Source organism: Halorarum salinum, from assembly GCF_013402875.1.
Lineage (GTDB): Archaea > Halobacteriota > Halobacteria > Halobacteriales > Haloferacaceae > Halorarum > Halorarum salinum.
Window position 1 is genome coordinate 2,433,025 of the sequence record NZ_CP058579.1, and the last position, 16,452, is coordinate 2,449,476.

Sequence of the window (16,452 nt, forward strand, 5' to 3'; positions counted from 1 at the left end):
CGGTTGGGAACGGTGCCGTTTAAGCGCCGCGACTGTGACCGTCCCGGCGGGCCCACCCGACGCGACGAGCGGATCCGACGCCCTCCGACCGGTCAGACGAGCAGGGCGTACGCCGCGGCGGCGAGCGCCACCATCGCCGCGAGCAGGGCCCAGTTCCTGACCGTGTCGTACGGACCGTACGGCCCGCCCTTGCGGGTGAACAGGTACGCGAAGTAGACCCCCAGCGGCGCGGCTTCGAGCCAGAACGGGACGGAGACGTCCGCGAGCAGTTCGAGCGCCAGCGTCAGGCCGACCGCGCCGCCCGCTGCGACGCCGGCGACCAGGAGGTCCTCGCGAACGGAGTCGAGGTCCATACGCGGATCGGGGGGACGGGGTTACTCCTCGTCGCCTTCCAGCTCCTCGACGAGTTCGTCGGCGTCGACGTCGACGTCGTCGAGGTCGACGTCGTCGAGGGCCTCCTCGACGTCCTCGCCGCCCATGTCGCCCATTCCACCCATCATGCCGCCCATGCCGCCCATCATGCCGCCGGAGCCGTCGATGACCTCCTCGACGACGACGCGGTCGAGGCCGAGTCGGCCCATGATGTCCTGGGCGATCTGCTGTTTCGAGAACATCCACTGCTGGTTCATCTGCATCATCGGGGTCGCCTCGATGTACAGCGTGTCCCGTTCGACCTCGCGGAGCTCCGTCTCCTTCTCGACCTCGCCGGTCTCCTCGTCCTCGTGGGCCTCCATCGTGACCTCCTCCTCGACGGTCTCGGTCTCGATGCGGACCTCCGGCGTCTCCTGGAGGTACATCCCGATGAGGCTGGCCGCCTGCTCCTCGCGGTCCTCGACGATCTCGAGGATCTCGTACTCGTATTCGAGGTCGTCGCCCGCGAGCGGGTGGTTGAAGTCGACGCGCGCGCGGCCGCCGATGACCGTCTCGAGGTAGCCCTGTTCGCCGTCGACGGTTACCTGGGCGCCGGGGTAGCGGTCGTCCTCGGGGATCTTCTCGACGCTGACCGTGCGCACGTCCTCCGGGTCGAACTCGCCGAACGCCTCGTCGGCGGGCACGGTCACGGTGTTGGAGTCGCCGACTTCCCTGCCGATCAGGTCCTCGTCGACGCTCGCGAACACGTGGCCCTCGCCGACGACGACGGTGCGCGGGGAGAAGTCGTACTCGTCGTCGTCGATGCCGGCCTCCTCGGCGACGTCCCGTCGCGTCGTGTCGACGACCTGTCCCTCGTCCCCGTCCTCTGCGGTGACGGTCCGGACGGTGTACTCGAGCGTGACGAAGTCGTTCTTCGCAATCCCACCCTCCTCGGCGGCCTCGTCGTCGGCCTCCGCGGACGCTTCATCTTCCGTCGGGTCGGCGTCGGCGGATTCGGCCGCGTCGGCCTGCTCGTCTTCGCTCATGTCCCCACCGTCGCCCGTCCGCTTCTTAACAGTCACGTTTCGTTCGGGGCCGGTGATTCCGGTCGCCGCGGACGAACCGGACGTGAAGTCGATTCGTCCGACGTTCCGCCCGACCAGCCGCGATCGCGACCGCGCGGACGGACGTTGGGGGTCGTCCTCGGTTCGGACGCCCGACGGCCACGCTTTTCCCCGGACCGGCCGATTCACCGGGCATGTACGAGGTCGAACTGAAGGTCCGGGCCGACCACGACGCCGTCCGGAAACGGCTCGCCTCGCTCGACGCGGTCCGGAGGGGGCACGTCCGACAGACGGACGACTACTACGACGCCCCACACCGGTCGTTCACCGAGACTGACGAGGCGCTCCGCGTCCGCCGCGAGCGGACGGTCGGCGACGAGAACGGTGATGCCGCCTCGGACGCCGACGAGGACGGTACCGGCGCTCACGACGCGGTGACGGTACTCACGTACAAGGGGCCGCTGGTGGAAGAGGAGTCGAAGACGCGGGAGGAACGCGAGACCGCGGTGGCGGACTCGGACGCCGTCGAGGGAATCCTCGTCGGACTCGGCTTCGAGACGGCCGCGACCGTCGAGAAGGAACGGGAGGCGTACGAGGTCGACGGCTACGCCGTCACGCTCGACCGCGTCGCGGGCCTGGGGGAGTTCGTCGAGGTGGAGTGCGAGGCGGATGCGGACGAGGTCCCCGCGGCCCGCGAGGGTGCCGTCGCGTTGCTTCGGGAACTCGGACTGGACCCGGACGACCACATCCGCACCTCGTATCTCGGCCTGCTCCTCGCCGAATCGGATGCCCAGCAGTAATCACTACGGCAACGAGCGTTTCCGCAAGTTATAGTTCGGCCCGTCTCGACCGGTCGGGTAATGAGGAACATTCAGGTCTCCGAACTCGACCGCCGGGCGGTCGAGGATCAGGACGTGGAGATCGTCGAGCGGAAGGGGCTCGGCCACCCGGACTCCCTCTGCGACGGCATCGCGGAGGAGGTCTCGCGGGCGCTCTCGCGGCTCTACCTCGACCGCGTCGGAAAGGTGCTCCACTACAACACCGACGAGACGCAGCTCGCCGCGGGGTCGGCCTCGCCGGCGTTCGGCGGGGGGGAACTGCTCGAACCCGTCTACGTGCTCATCGTCGGTCGCGCGACGAAGAAGTACCAGGGACGGACGCTCCCGGTCGAGCGGACCGCGCTCGAGGCCGCTCGCAGCTACCTCAACGAGACCGTTCCGGAACTCGACGTCGGCACCGACGTCGTCCTGGACGCAAGACTTGGCGAGGGGTCGGGCGACCTCCAGGAGGTCTTCGGCGAGGACGACGCGCAGGTGCCCGAGGCCAACGACACGTCCTTCGGCGTCGGTCACGCCCCGCTGACCGAGACCGAGCGCATCGTCCTCGAGGCGGAGCGGGAGCTCAACGGCTCGTACGCCGCGGACCACCCCGAACTCGGCCCGGACGTGAAGATCATGGGCAAGCGCGAGGGCGACGCGATCGACATCACCGTGGCCGCGGCGATGGTGGACGCCTACGTCGCCGACATGGACGACTACCTCGCGTCGGTCGACCGCGTCGAGGCGTTCGTCTCCGACCTCGCTACCTCTTACACCGACCGGGAGGTGCACGTCCAGGTGAACACCGCCGACGACGCCGAGGAGGGCTCCATCTACCTCACGACGTCCGGCACCTCCGCCGAGCAGGGCGACGACGGCTCCGTCGGCCGCGGGAACCGCGCGAACGGGCTCATCACCCCGAACCGCCCGATGAGCATGGAGGCGACCTCCGGGAAGAACCCCGTCAACCACATCGGGAAGATCTACAACCTCCTCTCGACCGACATCGCGGAGGCCGTCGTCGAGGAGGTCGACGGCATCCGGGACCTGCAGGTCCGCCTCCTCTCGCAGATCGGCCGGCCCATCGACCGGCCCCACGTCGCCGACGCGCAGGTCGTCACCGCGGAGGGCGTCGCCGTCTCGGACGTGGAGGCGGAGATGATTGAGATCGTCGATGAACGGCTCGCGAACGTGACCGACGTCACCCGGCGGGTCATCGAGGGCGAACTGTCGACGTTCTGAGCGGGCGCGGCTCTCGTCCGGCGCATCGCCCCGGTGTCGGACGTCGTCGATCATGGCGAACACCCGACACCCGCAGCTATCGCTGTCTCCCGCGCGCCGATCGTGTCGGGACTTCGCGGGCCGGCGCACGGCCCTCTTCAGTTCACGCCGGGCACTGGCCCCCTCATCTTCCAAAAACGTTCGTCCGGGTGCAGCCGCAGTCCGGTCCGGGTGCCGGTCCTACGAGTCAGGTGGCGATCGGCGGAGAGTCACACCTCGAGCGTGTGGCGTCCGGACGAACCTCAGACGGGTTCGAGTTCCCGCGCGAGGTGCTCCGTGATGGGAACGTCCTCGGACTCGACGAACCGAGCGAGCTCCTCCCCGTCGCGGCTCACGACCACGGTCGGGATGTAGGCGACGTCGTGCTCGTCCATGCCCGGCCCCCGCTTCTCCCCGTCGACCTTCTCGACCGGGAACTGTTCGACGCGCTCCTCGGGAACGCCCGCCGCGTCGAGCGCGGCCGCGAACCGGGGAAGCTGGTCGGTGCAGTCGGGGCACCAGTCGCCGCCCCAGACCCTGAACGTCAGGCCCTCGTCCGCGAGCGTTTCGACCGCGTCGGCTGGCGGTTCGCCGTCCCGGTCCGCTTCCGGGTCGGGCCGCATCGTCTCGAGCCGGCTCATGGCCGGCGTTGGCGCCCGGCCGGCATAACCCCGACGCCCCCGGCAGCGAGCGCTTGCCGCTGCCGGGAGGGGGTTAAGGGCTCGCGCCCGTATCCCCTCCCATGGACGACTCCGTGCTGGAGACGCTCGGCTCCCCCCTGGTGCGGGTTGACTCGCCCGCGGGCGCGACCGTGGCGGCGAAACTGGAGTCGCGCAACCCCGGCGGCTCCGCGAAGGACCGGCCGGCGCGGTACATGGTCGAGGCCGCCGAGGCGGACGGGCGGCTCGAACCCGGCGACGAACTCGTCGAGGCGACCTCCGGCAACACCGGCGTCGGCCTCGCGTTCGTCGGCGCGGCGAAGGGCTACGACGTGACGCTGGTGATGCCCTCCTCGAAGAGCCCCGAGCGGCGGCGGGTCATGCGGGCCTACGGCGCCGACATCGAACTCGTCGACGGCGACATCGCGGACGCGAAGGACCGCGCCGACGAACTGGAGGCGGAGGGGATGGTCCAGCTCCGGCAGTTCGAGAACGAGGCGAACCCGCGAGCACACTACGAGTCGACGGCCGAGGAACTCCTCGACCAGCTCGACGGTCGCGAGCCGGACGCGCTCGTCGCCGGCGTCGGGACGGGCGGGACGATCACCGGCATCGGACGGCGGCTCCGCGAGGAGTTCCCCGGGGTGGACGTCGTCGCGGTCGAGCCCGACGACAGCGCCGTGCTCTCGGGGGCGGAACCGCTGGGCGACACCTTTCAGGGGATGGGCCCGGGGTTCGTCAGCCCGAACCTCGACGTCGACCTGCTAGACGGCGTCCTCACGGTCGGGCTGAGCGACGCCGAGGCGGAGTGCCGGCGGCTCGCCAGCGAGGAGGGCATCCTCGTCGGCCAGTCGAGCGGCGCCTCGAACCTCGCGGCCCGTCGCGTCGCCGAATCGTTCGTCGACGGCGAGGAACCCGGGTACGGCGACGTCGCAGCGGAGGGATGGTCCCCCCGGGCCGACGCGGGCACTGCCGGCGCGGACCCGTTCGTGCTCACCGTGTTCTGGGACTCCGGCGAGCGGTACATGTCGACGGGCATGTTCGAGTAGCCGGCCGGTCGGACGGTTCGCATCCGACACGGGTCGGGCCCGACCCCGACGGTTCGACCGTATCCTGGACATACTAATGGGTCTGATCGTCGTGTATCCGAACGATATGGCGACCGAGGTCGATCGGACCGACGGGAGGGAAGCGGGGCTCCACCCCTGGATCGGGGCCCTCGTTGCCGGGCTCCTCGCGGGCCTGAGCATGGGCGTCGTGCTCTCGGTCGGGACGGAGTTGATGCCGCTCATCGGTGCACTCTACGGCATGGAGTCGGTTCTCGGGGGGTGGATCGCCCACCTCGCCAACAGCGTCGTCTTCGCCCTGCTCTTCGCCGCCGTCCTCTCGCGCGACATCGTCCGCCACGAATCGTTCACCCTCTCGACGTACCTGGGGATCGGAATCGGCTACGGCGCCGTGCTGGGGGTCGTTACCGCCGGGGTGCTCTTTCCCCTCTGGCTCGACGCGGGCACCGGCGTCGGACTCCCGTTCCCGTTCCTCCCGTTTCCGGGGACCGGTGACTGGTTCGTCTCGTCGCTCGTTCTCGGGCTGGCACACCTCGTCTACGGCGCCGTTCTCGGCCCGGCGTACGCCGTCGCGAGTCGCTCGGTCCCTGCCGTCCACCGCTGAGCCGGCCCCCTCCGGTCGAGTGCGTGGGGCGTTCCGGCTTCGCCGCGTTAGCCCTCGAACTCCCCCTCGGTGACCCGGACGCGGACCGTCTCCTCGACGTCGCGGAGGTCGTACTCCGGGAGGGCCGCCCCGTCGCTCCGCGCGAGGAACATCGGCTCGACGAGTTCCCCCTCCTCGAGGCCGAACACCTTCAGCAGCCTGTCGGTCTCCTCGGGCCGGACGTCGTCGTTCCGTACGTCGGTCGCGAGCCGTCGGGAGAGCCACTCCTCCCCGGAGACGGACGGATCCTTCACGAACGCCTCCTCGACGAACCGCACGAGATACCAGTTGAGGTCGTTCAGCAGCGACACCGCGGCGCCGAGGCTCACCGTCTCGACGGCGATGCTGTTCTCGAACGGGGACGCGAGGTCGTACGTCGAGAGCGCGTCCCGGGCAGTCTCCCGGGAGAGGAGTTCGTAGCGGAGTTCCACCTCCGGCTCCCCGACGAGACACACCGTGGGCATACTCGCGCCTCGCCGCCGTCGGGGAAAGCGGTTACGCTCCCCGGCGCGGGCGGTCGGGGACGGCCCCGTATCGTCCCGTTCAGCGGCCGGGCCAGCGCTCGATGTACACCGTCTCGTCGGTGTAAGAGCGGATCGCGTCCTCGCCCTGCGCGTGGAGGTCGCCGAAGAACGAGTCCTTCGGCGGTCCGTCCATAGGGAACGGTGACACCTCGAGTGGCTAGAACTGCGGTCATCGGCCAACGTTCGCGGGCGGTACCGGCCTACGTCCCGTGGAGAGGTACCGGCCGGCGGTGCCGGAGATGCCGACCATCGCTCCCGGCCGACGCCGACGGCGTCCGCGTTACAGCGTGGGTAACCGGTAGACGTGATCGGAGGGCCGGACTCAGGGGTGTGCGTAGTACGCGACAGTCTCGTCGGCCTCCTCGCGGTCGTAGCGGGCGAAGCCGACGCGCTCGAACTGCACGAGGTCGTCCGGCTGGTAGTCGGCGTACCCGGGCTCCGCGTGGCCGAACACGTCCCCCTCCGTCGTCCGGAGCCGAACGCGAACGTTCCCCTCGGCCGGCGCCCAGTGGACGACGGGCACGCCCTCCTCGCGGACGAGATCGATGTCGGTGCCGACCCACGCGAGCGCGTCGTCCTCCCGCCGGAGACAGCCGTACCCCTTCAGCCAGACGCGCCCGCCGTCGTCGGGGACGTCCCCGGACTCGAGCAACACGGCGTCGCCGACGGGGATGTTCCGGGTCCCGCGCTCCTCGTGTTCGGGGTGGAGCGGCGGGTGGCCGGCGCCGGGTCGGTCCCCGCCCGTCACCGCGAGACGCTCGCCGTCTCGGACGAGGAAGCGCCGGTCCGACTCGTCGTCGACGAGTTCGCGGTTGTTCGCGTACACCGTCGACATGGCCAGGTCGACGTCGCTGGTCGACATGCCCAGCCCCACCATCGCGTCGACGATGGCCTCCCCGCGGATGCCCCGCCGACGCACGGACATGAGGGTCGGCACCCGCGGGTCGTCCCAGCCGTCGAGCTCCCCGGCCTCGATCCGGCGCTTGATCGTCGAAGTGGACATCTTCACGTCGTACTCGTCGATCTGGACGTGACCCCAGTGGAGCACCTCGGGGTACTCCCAGCCGAAGTAGTCGTACACGAACCCCTGGCGCTTGGCCGAGTCCTGGAGGTCGATGCCGCGGATGATGTGGGTGACGCCGGTCAGGTGGTCGTCGACCCCGGACTGGAAGTCCAGCATCGGCCACGCGCGGTAGTCGGCGGCCGCCTCCCGCGGGTGCGGCGTGTCGACGATGCGGAACGCCACCCAGTCGCGCAGCGCAGGGTTCTTGTGACCGACGTCGGTCTTCACGCGGAGGACCATCTCGCCCTCGCCGACGTCGCCGGCGACCATCGCATTGAACTCCCCGCGGACCATCTCCGGGTCCTTTCCGCGGTGGGGGCACGCCTCGCCGTCCGCCTTCAGGCGCCTGAACTCGTCCGCCGGACACGAACAGGTGTAGGCCCCGCCCAGATCGATCAACTCCCTGGCGTGCTCGTAGTACGTCTCGAGGCGGTCGGACGCGCGCAACACCTCGTCGGGTTCGAAGCCGAGGTAGTCGATGTCGTCGAGGATCTCGTCGTAGGCCCAGAGCACCGGCCGGCCGACGCCCTCGTCCGGGTTGGTGTCGTCGAACCGGACGATGAAGTGGCCGTCGTACCGCTCGGCGTACGTCCCGATGACCGACGGCATCCGGGCGTGCCCGATGTGCCACGGTCCGTTGGGGTTCGGCGCGGCGCGCATCCTGACCTCGTCGTACTCGTCGGCGTTCGGGAGGTCGGGGAGGGTCCGTTCGTCCGCCTCGTCGTCGGCCTCGAGGTCCGCGAGCAGTTCGGGGGCGAGTTCGCCGAGGCGCTCGCGGCGCGCGGCCGCGTCCATCGCGGCCACCTCGCTCGCGACGGGCGCGACGACGCCCGGGATCTCGTCGCCGTGCGGCCTGAAGTCGGGGTTCTCGCCCATCATCGGGCCCATGATCGCGCCCACGTCCGGGTCCGAGCCGTGTTTGAGCGCGTTGTAGAGCGCCGCCGTCTCCGCGGCCGCGCGCACGCGCTCCCGAAGGTCCTCGTCCATTACCGGCGGGTTCGCCGTCGGGCACAAAAAGGGGCGTGAATCGGTCGGGCACACCCGGGTAGGGGCGTTTCCGGCGACGGCGGGACGAATTAAAGGGGTGTCGACGTTTCACGCGAGTTCAGTCGTCGGTCGACGCGGCGCCCACGGCGACGAACCGGAAGGCGGCTCCTAATCGACGTGGACGGGTCGGTGACGGTGATCCCGCGGGGCGGTCTACCCGCGGTCCGGCGGCCCGCGGCCGAGGTCGGCCTCTTCCAGGTCGCGTGCGGCCCTCCGGAAGACGCCGGTGAGCGTGCTGACCTCCTTCTCGGTGGGGTGGGCGCGCCCGACGAGTCGGCGGGCGAGCCGCCTCGTCCGCTCGCGCTTGTGCTCGCGGTGTTCGACCGCGTCGAGGAACGCGGAGAACTGCTCGTAGAGCCGCTCGACGTCGGCCTCGACGGCGCGTTCACGCTCCACGTCAGGGAGTTGCGTCTCGTCGACGAACAGGTCGCGGAGTTCGTACAGCGTCACGGTCGCCGCCTGGCCGAGGTTGAGCACCGGGTAGTCGGCGCTCGCCGGGATGGAACACACCTCGTCGAGGCGGGCCAGTTCGTCGTTGTTCAGCCCCCGCCCCTCGCGGCCGAACACGAGCGCCGTGTCGGCCTCGACGGTCGCGAGCGAGTCGCGGAGCTCCGCCGGCGTCCGGAAGGGAAACCGGACGTGGCGGCGGGCGTCCTCCCCCGTGATGGCGGTACAGCCGACCGTGTGGTAGGACTCGACCATCTCGTCGAAGGTGACCTCGTCGGCGTTCGGGAGCACGTCGTCCCGCGCGTGACCGGCGAAGCCGTACGCCTCGCCGTCCTCACGCAGTTCCGGGGGATCCACGAGCTTCAGGTCCGAGAGCCCGAAGTTCTTCATTGCCCGCGCGATGGTGCCGACGTTCCCGGGCGTCTCGGGTTCGACGACCACGACGGCGTACTCGCTCCCGTCGTCCCCGTCGCCGCCGGTCATCGGGGGTACTCCCGGTCCAGGTCGAGGTCGTCCAGGTCGAGGTCGTCCCCGGTCGACTTCTCCCCTCCGGAACGCTCCCCCGCCGCTCCCCCGTCGTCCGCGCCGTCCGCCGTCGCCGTCGCGTCGCCTGCAGTCCTCTCGTCCTCGCCCGCGGGACCCTCCTCGAACCCCGGCCGCCCGTCGTCCAGCAGTTCCCGCTCGCGGTCGTAGATCTCCTCGGGGTCGGGGAGGTCGGGCAGCCCCTCCGGGTCGGTCTCGACGTGCTCGACGCCGGCGTAGCCGTCGGGGGCGCGCCCGCCGTCCGCGAACCACTCGTGGAACTCGTCCTTCAGTTCGGGTTCGCCGGCGAGCCCCTCGCCCCCCTCCTCGCGGAACCAGTAGAGGAAGTCGGGTTCGTGTTCCGCACACAGGAGGACCTCCTCCAGCGGTTCGCCGTAGACGATCTCCGCCTCGCGACACCGCCGCTTCTCCGCCTCGCCGTGGATCAGGTAGCAGGCGTCGCACGGCTTCCCGATGACGACCTGCAGGCGGACCAGCCGGTGGCGCGGGTCCTTCGGGATCTCCTCCAGCGGGCGCCACGTCCCCGCGTCGGTGAAGAGGTCGTCCTCGTCGAAGCGCCAGCCGCGCAGGCCGATGCTCACCTTGCCCATTAGCGGGGGGTAGCGGGTGTGGTGGCATAAACGGCGCGTTCGCTAGCAGGGCGGTGTCGAGAAAGCGGCTGGATCGTGTAGGGATTCCGGAGCGAGCCGACCCCTGGGCCCGCGATTCGGCCCCGTCCGCCGGATCGTGGCTCCAGGCCCTCGCCGTCTGCAACGGTGCGCTCGTCCGGACGCCGCCGGGAGGAATCGCCGCCCCTTTCCACCGACGCGGCGACCCACCGCCGAGATGGAGTTCGGAGTCCTCGGGACGGCGGGGATCGCCCGGAAATCGGTGGTGCCCGCGATCCGCGCGAGCGAGCATCGACTCGGCGCGATCGCCTCCCGCGACTGCGACCGGGCAGCAGCGATGGCCGACGAGTGGTCCGTTCCACGGAGTTACGGGGACTACGACGCCCTCATGAGCGATCCGCACGTCGACGCGGTGTACGTTCCCGTCCCGAACGCGCTCCACGCCGAGTGGACGAGGAAGGCGGCCGACGCCGGGCTCGACGTCCTCTGCGAGAAGCCGCTGGCGGTCGACGCCGACGAAGCCAGCGAGGTGGCGGCGTACTGCGACGAGCGGGACGTCACGCTCATGGAGGCGTTCATGTACCGATACCATCCCCGGACCGAGCGCGCGGTCGAACTCGCACGCGAGGCGCTCGGGGACGTTCGGTCGGTCGCCGCCTCGTTCAAGTTCCCGCTCCACGACGACCCGGGGAACGTCCGCCTCGACCCGGGTCTCGCCGGCGGGAGCCTGTTGGACGTGGGGTGTTACCCGGTCTCCGCCGCGCGGCAGTTCCTCGGCGAGCCTGACCGCGTGTACGCGCGTACTCACGACTCGCGGGACGCCGGCGTCGACACGGCGCTCACGGAGGTTCTGGAGTACGACGACTGATCGACGGCGACGGTCGCGTCGAGCTTCGACACGCCGATGGTCCAGCGCTATCGCGTCGAGGGCTCGAACGGGTGGCTCGAGGTGGCGGACGCGTTCGACACTCCGGCGGACGAACCGACGGAGCTGGCGTATGGGGTCGACGGTCGACGCGAGGTGGAGACGTTCGATCCGGTCGACCACTACCGCGCGGAGGTCGAGCAGTCCGCCCGCTGTGTCGAGACGGGCGACCGGCCACGGACCGACGCCGACGAGGCCATCGCGAACATGCGCGTGATCGACGCCCTCTACGAGAGCGCCGACCGCGGGGAGCCTGTCGCGACGTAATTACGCTCCGACTCCCGTGACTCGGCTTCTGTGGTCTATTCCGTCACCGGGGAGTAGCATCCGAAAGCCCCCGCGGCTGTCGGCTCGGTGCGGCCGCTGTGCTCCTTGTCGCTCGGCCTGCGGCCTCGCTCCTGTCGTTCGAGAGGCGCGAAGCGCCTCTCGTGATGACGAGAGAGCTTCGCTCTCTCGAACCACGGTGCTTGGCGGTCCGCGCCAACGCCGACAGCCGCGACCCCTTTCAGTCCCACCCACCCGGACCGCAGCCACACCCTCCTCGGCCTCCTGTGCTCCTCTGCTCACTCGCTCCGCTCACTCACCTGCGGTGCTCGTCCCTCGCGCGCGCGTATGCCCGCCCCACGAGGGGGCTCGCGCCGCGCGCGCCAGCCGGTAGATTCCCCTCCAAGCGCGTTCGGAGTTCGGATTCACCGTCGCCGGTCACGTCGCAGCCCAATCGCAACACCGAAACCCACGCCACCCCACCTCGCGCCCATGCGAACCGTGGACGCCGCCGGGCTCGAAATCGGCGACGGGCACCCGCCCCGGATCATGGGCGTGCTCAACGTCTCGGAGGAGTCGCCGTACTCGCCCAGCGTCTTCGACGACCCCGGCGAGGCGGCGGCGTACGTCGACGAGGAACTGGTCGGCGAGGGCGCCGACATCGTGGACGTCGGCCTCGAATCGGCGAACAAACGGTTCGAGGTGCTCTCCGCCGAGGAGGAACTGACCAGGCTGGATACCGCCGTCGAGACCGTCGAATCCGTCTCCGGGGACGCGGTCTTCTCCATCGAGACGCGCTACCACGAGGTCGCCGACGCGGCGCTCTCGCGCGGGTTCGACGCCGTGAACGACATCTGCGGCTTCGCGGACCCGGAGATGCCCGCGGTCTGTGCGGACCACGACGCCGCGGTCGTGAAGATGGCCTCGCCCCCGGACCTCGAACGACCCGGCGCGGTGGAGGACGTGGACGACATCTACGAGGCGCTCGCGATGAACGGCTTCACCGAGAAGACGATCCTCGACCCGGCGTTCGGCGGCTGGTCGGAGGCGAAGACGCTCCGGGACGACCGCGAGGCGTTCCGCAGGCTCCGGGAGTTCCGCGGCTACGGTCGCCCGCTGCTCGTCTCGATCAACCGCAAGAACTTCCTCCGGGAGGTCGCGGGCCGCGACACCGGGGAGGCCCTGCCCGTCTCGCTCGCCGCGACCTCGATGGCCGTCGAGCGCGGCGCGCACGTGATCCGCACCCACGACGTCGCGGAGACGCGCGACGCCGCGTTGATCGGGGAGGAGTTCGCCCGGCGGCGGGCCCGGCACGGCGGGGACGTCTCCGTCGAGGAACTGGACGTGACCACCCCCGGCGAGGCGGCCCGCCACGTCGACCGACTCGGCGGGGACCCCGACGTCGCGGCGGAGTCGGTCACGCGCGTGTTCGAGTTCGACGGTCTCTCGCCCGACGAGACGGGCGCGCTCCGGGCTGCGGCGGCGGAAACCGACGCCATCGCCGTGGTCGGGGGCGGGGGAGACGCCGCGTTACTCGTCGGGACGCCCGGGGCGCTCGGACGAGCCTCGCGAGCGGCATCGGGCGTCTCGGACGCTCTCGACGGCGCGTTGGCCACGTTTCCGTCTCCTCCCGAGTGAGAAAACTTATACCACCTGCCCCGGTACCACCGGCTGGAAGCCGGAAGGGCGCTGCGGGTAGGGGTACTTGGGTGCGCTTCCGGCCCAAACCGTATATTTGACCGTGGAGCGGCGTCACCAACCGGATAGTCACGACCATGGAGTTCACCGAGTGGGAGCCGATCTACGAGCTGATCCTCGCCGACTTCGGCTTCGACAGGGCGGCGGACGAGGCCGTACGGGACCGAATGGCCGAACTGGCCGAGCCGTTCGGCCTCGAGCGACTGGACTGTGCGGGCGAGACCGTCGCGGTCGCCGGCGCCGGCCCGTCCCTCGAAGCCGAGGCCGACGACGCGCGTGCGGCCGACCGCGTGTTCGCCGCCTCGACCGCGACGGACCGCCTGACCGACGCCGGGGTCCGGGTCGACGCGATGGTCACCGACCTCGACAAGAACCCGGGGACCGGTCTCGACCGAACGGAGCGCGGCGAGGTCGTGGTCGCGCACGCCCACGGGGACAACCGGGAGCTCGTCGAGGCGTGGCTCCCACGGTTCGACACCGCCCACGTGCTCGCGACGACCCAGGCCGCGCCGGTCGGACCCGTCCTGAACGTCGGCGGATTCACCGACGGCGACCGGGCCGCGTTCCTCGCGGACGCCCTCGGCGCCGCGGGGCTCGTCTTCCCGGGCTGGGACTTCGACGACCCCTCGGTCGCCGGGATGAAGGCGCGAAAGCTCCGGTGGGCGGAACGACTCCTGCACCTCCTGGAGCGCCGCCGCGGCGAGCGGTTCGCGGTGCTCGACGGCCGACGCGACGCCGTCGACCCGCTCTGAGCCGCTCCCCCCTGGCTCGTCCCACCAGTTCCGATCCGCCTCGCTAAACTATATTTTAGATTATACTTATCCGCCGGGGCCCCCGAGCCGACGTATGGAGACGGAAACCGAGTTCGGGACGACCATCGTGGGGCTCGTGGCCGACGGTCGGGTCGTCCTCGCGTCGGACAGGCGGGCCAGCGTGGGCGGCATGGTGTCGAGCAAGCGCGCGGAGAAGGTGTTCCCGGTCGGCGACCGCGCCGCGCTGGCGTTCACCGGCGTCGTCGGCGACGCGCAGGCGCTCGTGCCGAAACTCGAATCCGAGGTTCGGCTGTACGAGACGCGCCGCGGGAGGCGGCTGTCGGTGCCCGCGCTGGCGACGTTGACGCGGAACGTGATGGGCGAGGACCCCGTTCGCGTCCAGCACCTCCTCGCCGGCGTCGACGCCGACGGCCCGCACCTCTACTCGTTCGACGCCGGCGGCGCGGCGCTGGAACAGCCCTACGCTGCGGACGGTTCGGGCGGCCCGACGGCCTACGGCGTGCTGGAGAACGGATACGACGCGGAACTCGAACTCGCGGACGCCCGCGCGGTCGCGGCCGACGCGGTCGCGGCCGCCTCGGAGCGGGACCTGGCCTCCGGGAACGGGCTGAACGTCGCGGTCGTCGCGGACGGCGACGTCTCGGTCGACCGCTACGACGACCCGGCCGCCGTCGCGTCGTAGTCGTCGGCGTCGTTCCCGGCGTCGTGCTCCCCCGCGCCGTCGGGTCGAGTTCCGCCGTCGTCCCCCGCGTCGGCGTCGCCGGCCCGGCGGACCTCGACCACCGTCGGTCCGTCCCCGACGAGCAGGTCGAGCCGTTCCCCGTCGAGTTCGACGGAGACGCGGACGGCCGCCGGCTCCTCGGAGAGCACCGCCTCGCTCCACTCCGGCCCGAGGTTCCACAGCGGGCGGTCGCGGACGGACTCGCCGTGTTCCCGGAAGAACGCGACGACCTCGGGGTGTTCGAACGCCGCGAACGAGACGGGCGCGCGAACCCCGAAGTCGCAGTCGACACAGGAACCCGACAGGACCGGTCTCCGCGCCCCGCCCGGGAGCCCGGACGCGTCCACGACCTCGATTTCGGCCCCGGCGCGGCCCGCGCAGTCGGGACAGACCCCGTCCGCGAGCAGGCGAAACCGGCTCCGGTGGTGGGCGTCGAAGGCGGCGAGCACCTCCGCGGCGTCGCGGTCGCGGGCGCCGTTCGGCGGGAACGGCAGCGAGAGGAGCTCCGTGCCGCAGTCGGTGCACGCGACGGCGAGGAAGTTGTCTGCGACCCGGACCTCGAGGCCGGGGTCGCCACAGACCGGGCAGTCGCCCTCGACCGGTTCCGGTTCGCGGGTCACCCGCTCGGTGTACGTCCCCGCCGCGAGCGCGCGGGCCGCCTGCCTGCCCGCGTAGGTGAGGCGGTACCGTTCAGTATCGGGGTCCTTGCGGACGTAGCCGTCCGTCAGCTGACGGAGGTGGTAGGCGAACCCGGCCGACGTCTCCTCGTCGGTCGCCTCGAACAGCTCAGTGAAGGTGGGCGGCTCATCGGCCGCGGCGAGCGCCCGCAGGACGCGGAGCCGCGTCTCGTTGCCCAGCGCGGCGAACGCGTCGTCGGCGTCGGCGCGTTCCGACGAGTCCGCGCCGGGGCCGTCGGTCGGTTCCGGGTCGCTCACGGCGCCAGCGCCTCCATCGTGTTCCGGATAGCGGCGTCGTCCGCGCCGCGCGGGAAGCCGATCGTGAGCGCGTCGACGCCGTCGACGGCCGCGAACTCGTCGAGCCGTTCGCGCGCCTCGTCGGGCGTCCCGGCGACGGCGAGGCCGTCGAGGAGGCCGTCGTCGAGCGCGGCCGTCGCGGCCCCCCGGTCGCCGTCGTTCCAGGCGTCGTACACGGCGTGGGCGGTGTCCTCGTGTCCCTGCCGGGCGAGCGCGTCGCGGTAGAAGGTGCCCATGCCCCCGAGGTAGAACGCGAGGTGCTGGCGGGCCCGCCGCCGCGCGCGTTCGCCGTCCTCGTCGACACAGCAGGTGAGCGACAGGGTGACGCGGGCGTCGTCGGGGTCGCGGTCGCCGAGTTCGGCGCCGCGCCGGAAGTCCTCCAGCCGGTCGCGGAGCCCGTCCGGCGTCAGCATGAGCGCGTGCCAGCCGTCCGCGAACCGGCCCGCGAGTTCGACGGCCTTCGGCCCCAGCCCGGCGGCGTCCACGGGCGGGGCCGGGTCGGGTGGCCCCTGCCGGAGCCGGAACCCCCCGAGCCGGAAGAAGTCGCCGTCGTAACGCGCTTCCTCGCCGGAGAGCACCCGCCGGACGACCTCCACGTACTCGCGGGTCCGCCTGAGCGGACGCTCGAAGTCGGCGCCGTGCCAGTTCTCGACGACCGCCGGGCCGGAGGGGCCGAGGCCGAGCCGAAACCGACCGCCGCTGGCCTCCTGCAGGCTGGCGGCCGTCTGTCCGACGAGCGCGGGCGACCGTGAGTAGACGTTCAGGATCGAGGCGCCGAGGCCCACCTCGTCGGTTCGTTCGGCCGCGAGCGCGAGCGTCGTGACGGCGTCCCGGCCCCACGTCTCGGGGAGCCAGACCCGGTCGTAGCCGTTCCCCTCCGCCGCCTCCGCGAGCGAGACGACGTCGTCGAGCGAGGGCCGGGCCGCGACCGGCAGCGACACGTCGAACTGCGTCATACCCCGGTGGAGTCGGGCGCCGGACAAGAAACCTCCCCCGCCGACGC

16 protein-coding genes and 1 pseudogene are annotated in these 16,452 nt (G+C 71.2%); 8 read left to right on the forward strand and 9 right to left on the reverse strand.

The window, feature by feature from the left end; genetic code table 11:
- Positions 1-92: 92 nt before the first annotated feature.
- Both HUG12_RS11955 and HUG12_RS11960 read right to left on the reverse strand, forming a co-directional pair.
- Positions 93-353 carry a hypothetical protein gene (locus HUG12_RS11955; RefSeq protein WP_179268988.1) on the reverse strand — a complete coding sequence of 87 codons (261 nt, stop codon included), beginning with the start codon at positions 351-353 and terminating at the stop codon, positions 93-95.
- A gap of 21 nt (positions 354-374) precedes the next feature.
- The gene (locus tag HUG12_RS11960) at positions 375-1,397 is read right to left on the reverse strand and encodes an FKBP-type peptidyl-prolyl cis-trans isomerase (protein WP_179268989.1); all 1,023 of its coding nucleotides are present in this window, start codon (positions 1,395-1,397) and stop codon (positions 375-377) included.
- Positions 1,398-1,609: 212 nt separating this feature from the next.
- On the opposite strand from HUG12_RS11960, the gene cyaB reads away from it, so the two are divergent.
- A complete protein-coding gene (gene cyaB / locus HUG12_RS11965) occupies positions 1,610-2,215 on the forward strand; it encodes a class IV adenylate cyclase (RefSeq protein ID WP_179268990.1) in 606 nt (201 codons plus the stop codon).
- 60 nt (positions 2,216-2,275) lie between these two features.
- Positions 2,276-3,475, forward strand: coding sequence for a methionine adenosyltransferase (locus tag HUG12_RS11970; RefSeq protein ID WP_179268991.1), 1,200 nt, complete (start codon positions 2,276-2,278; stop codon positions 3,473-3,475).
- Positions 3,476-3,756: 281 nt separating this feature from the next.
- On the opposite strand, the gene HUG12_RS11975 is transcribed toward HUG12_RS11970, so the two are convergent.
- Positions 3,757-4,134, reverse strand: coding sequence for a thioredoxin family protein (locus tag HUG12_RS11975; RefSeq protein WP_179268992.1), 378 nt, complete (start codon positions 4,132-4,134; stop codon positions 3,757-3,759).
- Between the two features lie 101 nt (positions 4,135-4,235).
- Between HUG12_RS11975 and HUG12_RS11980 the strand changes: the two genes are divergently transcribed.
- The gene (locus HUG12_RS11980; RefSeq protein WP_179268993.1) at positions 4,236-5,201 is read left to right on the forward strand and encodes a PLP-dependent cysteine synthase family protein; all 966 of its coding nucleotides are present in this window, start codon (positions 4,236-4,238) and stop codon (positions 5,199-5,201) included.
- 76 nt (positions 5,202-5,277) lie between these two features.
- Positions 5,278-5,823 (forward strand): hypothetical protein, encoded by a 546-nt coding sequence (locus tag HUG12_RS11985; RefSeq protein WP_179268994.1) that lies wholly within the window; start codon positions 5,278-5,280, stop codon positions 5,821-5,823.
- A gap of 47 nt (positions 5,824-5,870) precedes the next feature.
- Here the strand turns inward: HUG12_RS11985 and HUG12_RS11990 are convergent, their stop codons facing one another.
- From HUG12_RS11990 to HUG12_RS12005, 4 genes are all read right to left on the reverse strand, one after another.
- The gene (locus tag HUG12_RS11990) at positions 5,871-6,326 is read right to left on the reverse strand and encodes a DUF5804 family protein (RefSeq protein ID WP_179268995.1); all 456 of its coding nucleotides are present in this window, start codon (positions 6,324-6,326) and stop codon (positions 5,871-5,873) included.
- A 382-nt stretch (positions 6,327-6,708) separates the two neighbouring features.
- Positions 6,709-8,436, reverse strand: coding sequence for a glutamate--tRNA ligase (locus HUG12_RS11995; RefSeq protein ID WP_179268996.1), 1,728 nt, complete (start codon positions 8,434-8,436; stop codon positions 6,709-6,711).
- 213 nt (positions 8,437-8,649) lie between these two features.
- Positions 8,650-9,426: an RNA methyltransferase gene (locus tag HUG12_RS12000; RefSeq protein WP_179268997.1), complete on the reverse strand. Its 777-nt coding sequence runs from the start codon at positions 9,424-9,426 to the stop codon at positions 8,650-8,652.
- On the reverse strand, positions 9,423-10,076 hold the full coding sequence (locus HUG12_RS12005) for a hypothetical protein (RefSeq protein WP_179268998.1): 654 nt from the start codon (positions 10,074-10,076) through the stop codon (positions 9,423-9,425). The genes HUG12_RS12000 and HUG12_RS12005 overlap by 4 nt, the downstream gene beginning before the upstream one ends.
- Before the next feature lie 235 nt (positions 10,077-10,311).
- On the opposite strand from HUG12_RS12005, the pseudogene HUG12_RS12010 reads away from it, so the two are divergent.
- From HUG12_RS12010 to HUG12_RS12025, 4 genes and pseudogenes are all read left to right on the forward strand, one after another.
- Positions 10,312-11,286 (forward strand): annotated as a pseudogene (locus tag HUG12_RS12010) (Gfo/Idh/MocA family protein).
- Positions 11,287-11,775: 489 nt separating this feature from the next.
- A complete protein-coding gene (locus tag HUG12_RS12015; protein ID WP_179268999.1) occupies positions 11,776-12,921 on the forward strand; it encodes a dihydropteroate synthase in 1,146 nt (381 codons plus the stop codon).
- Between the two features lie 137 nt (positions 12,922-13,058).
- On the forward strand, positions 13,059-13,733 hold the full coding sequence (locus HUG12_RS12020) for a 6-hydroxymethylpterin diphosphokinase MptE-like protein (RefSeq protein WP_179269000.1): 675 nt from the start codon (positions 13,059-13,061) through the stop codon (positions 13,731-13,733).
- A 94-nt stretch (positions 13,734-13,827) separates the two neighbouring features.
- Positions 13,828-14,436, forward strand: coding sequence for an Ntn hydrolase family protein (locus tag HUG12_RS12025; protein WP_179269001.1), 609 nt, complete (start codon positions 13,828-13,830; stop codon positions 14,434-14,436).
- Here the strand turns inward: HUG12_RS12025 and HUG12_RS12030 are convergent.
- Together HUG12_RS12030 and HUG12_RS12035 are read right to left on the reverse strand one after the other, a co-directional pair.
- Positions 14,406-15,410: a winged helix-turn-helix domain-containing protein gene (locus HUG12_RS12030; protein WP_179269002.1), complete on the reverse strand. Its 1,005-nt coding sequence runs from the start codon at positions 15,408-15,410 to the stop codon at positions 14,406-14,408. The genes HUG12_RS12025 and HUG12_RS12030 overlap by 31 nt on opposite strands.
- Positions 15,407-16,405 (reverse strand): TIGR04024 family LLM class F420-dependent oxidoreductase, encoded by a 999-nt coding sequence (locus HUG12_RS12035; RefSeq protein ID WP_179269003.1) that lies wholly within the window; start codon positions 16,403-16,405, stop codon positions 15,407-15,409. Before HUG12_RS12035 ends, HUG12_RS12030 begins: the two co-directional genes overlap by 4 nt.
- Between the last annotated feature and the right edge of the window lie 47 nt (positions 16,406-16,452).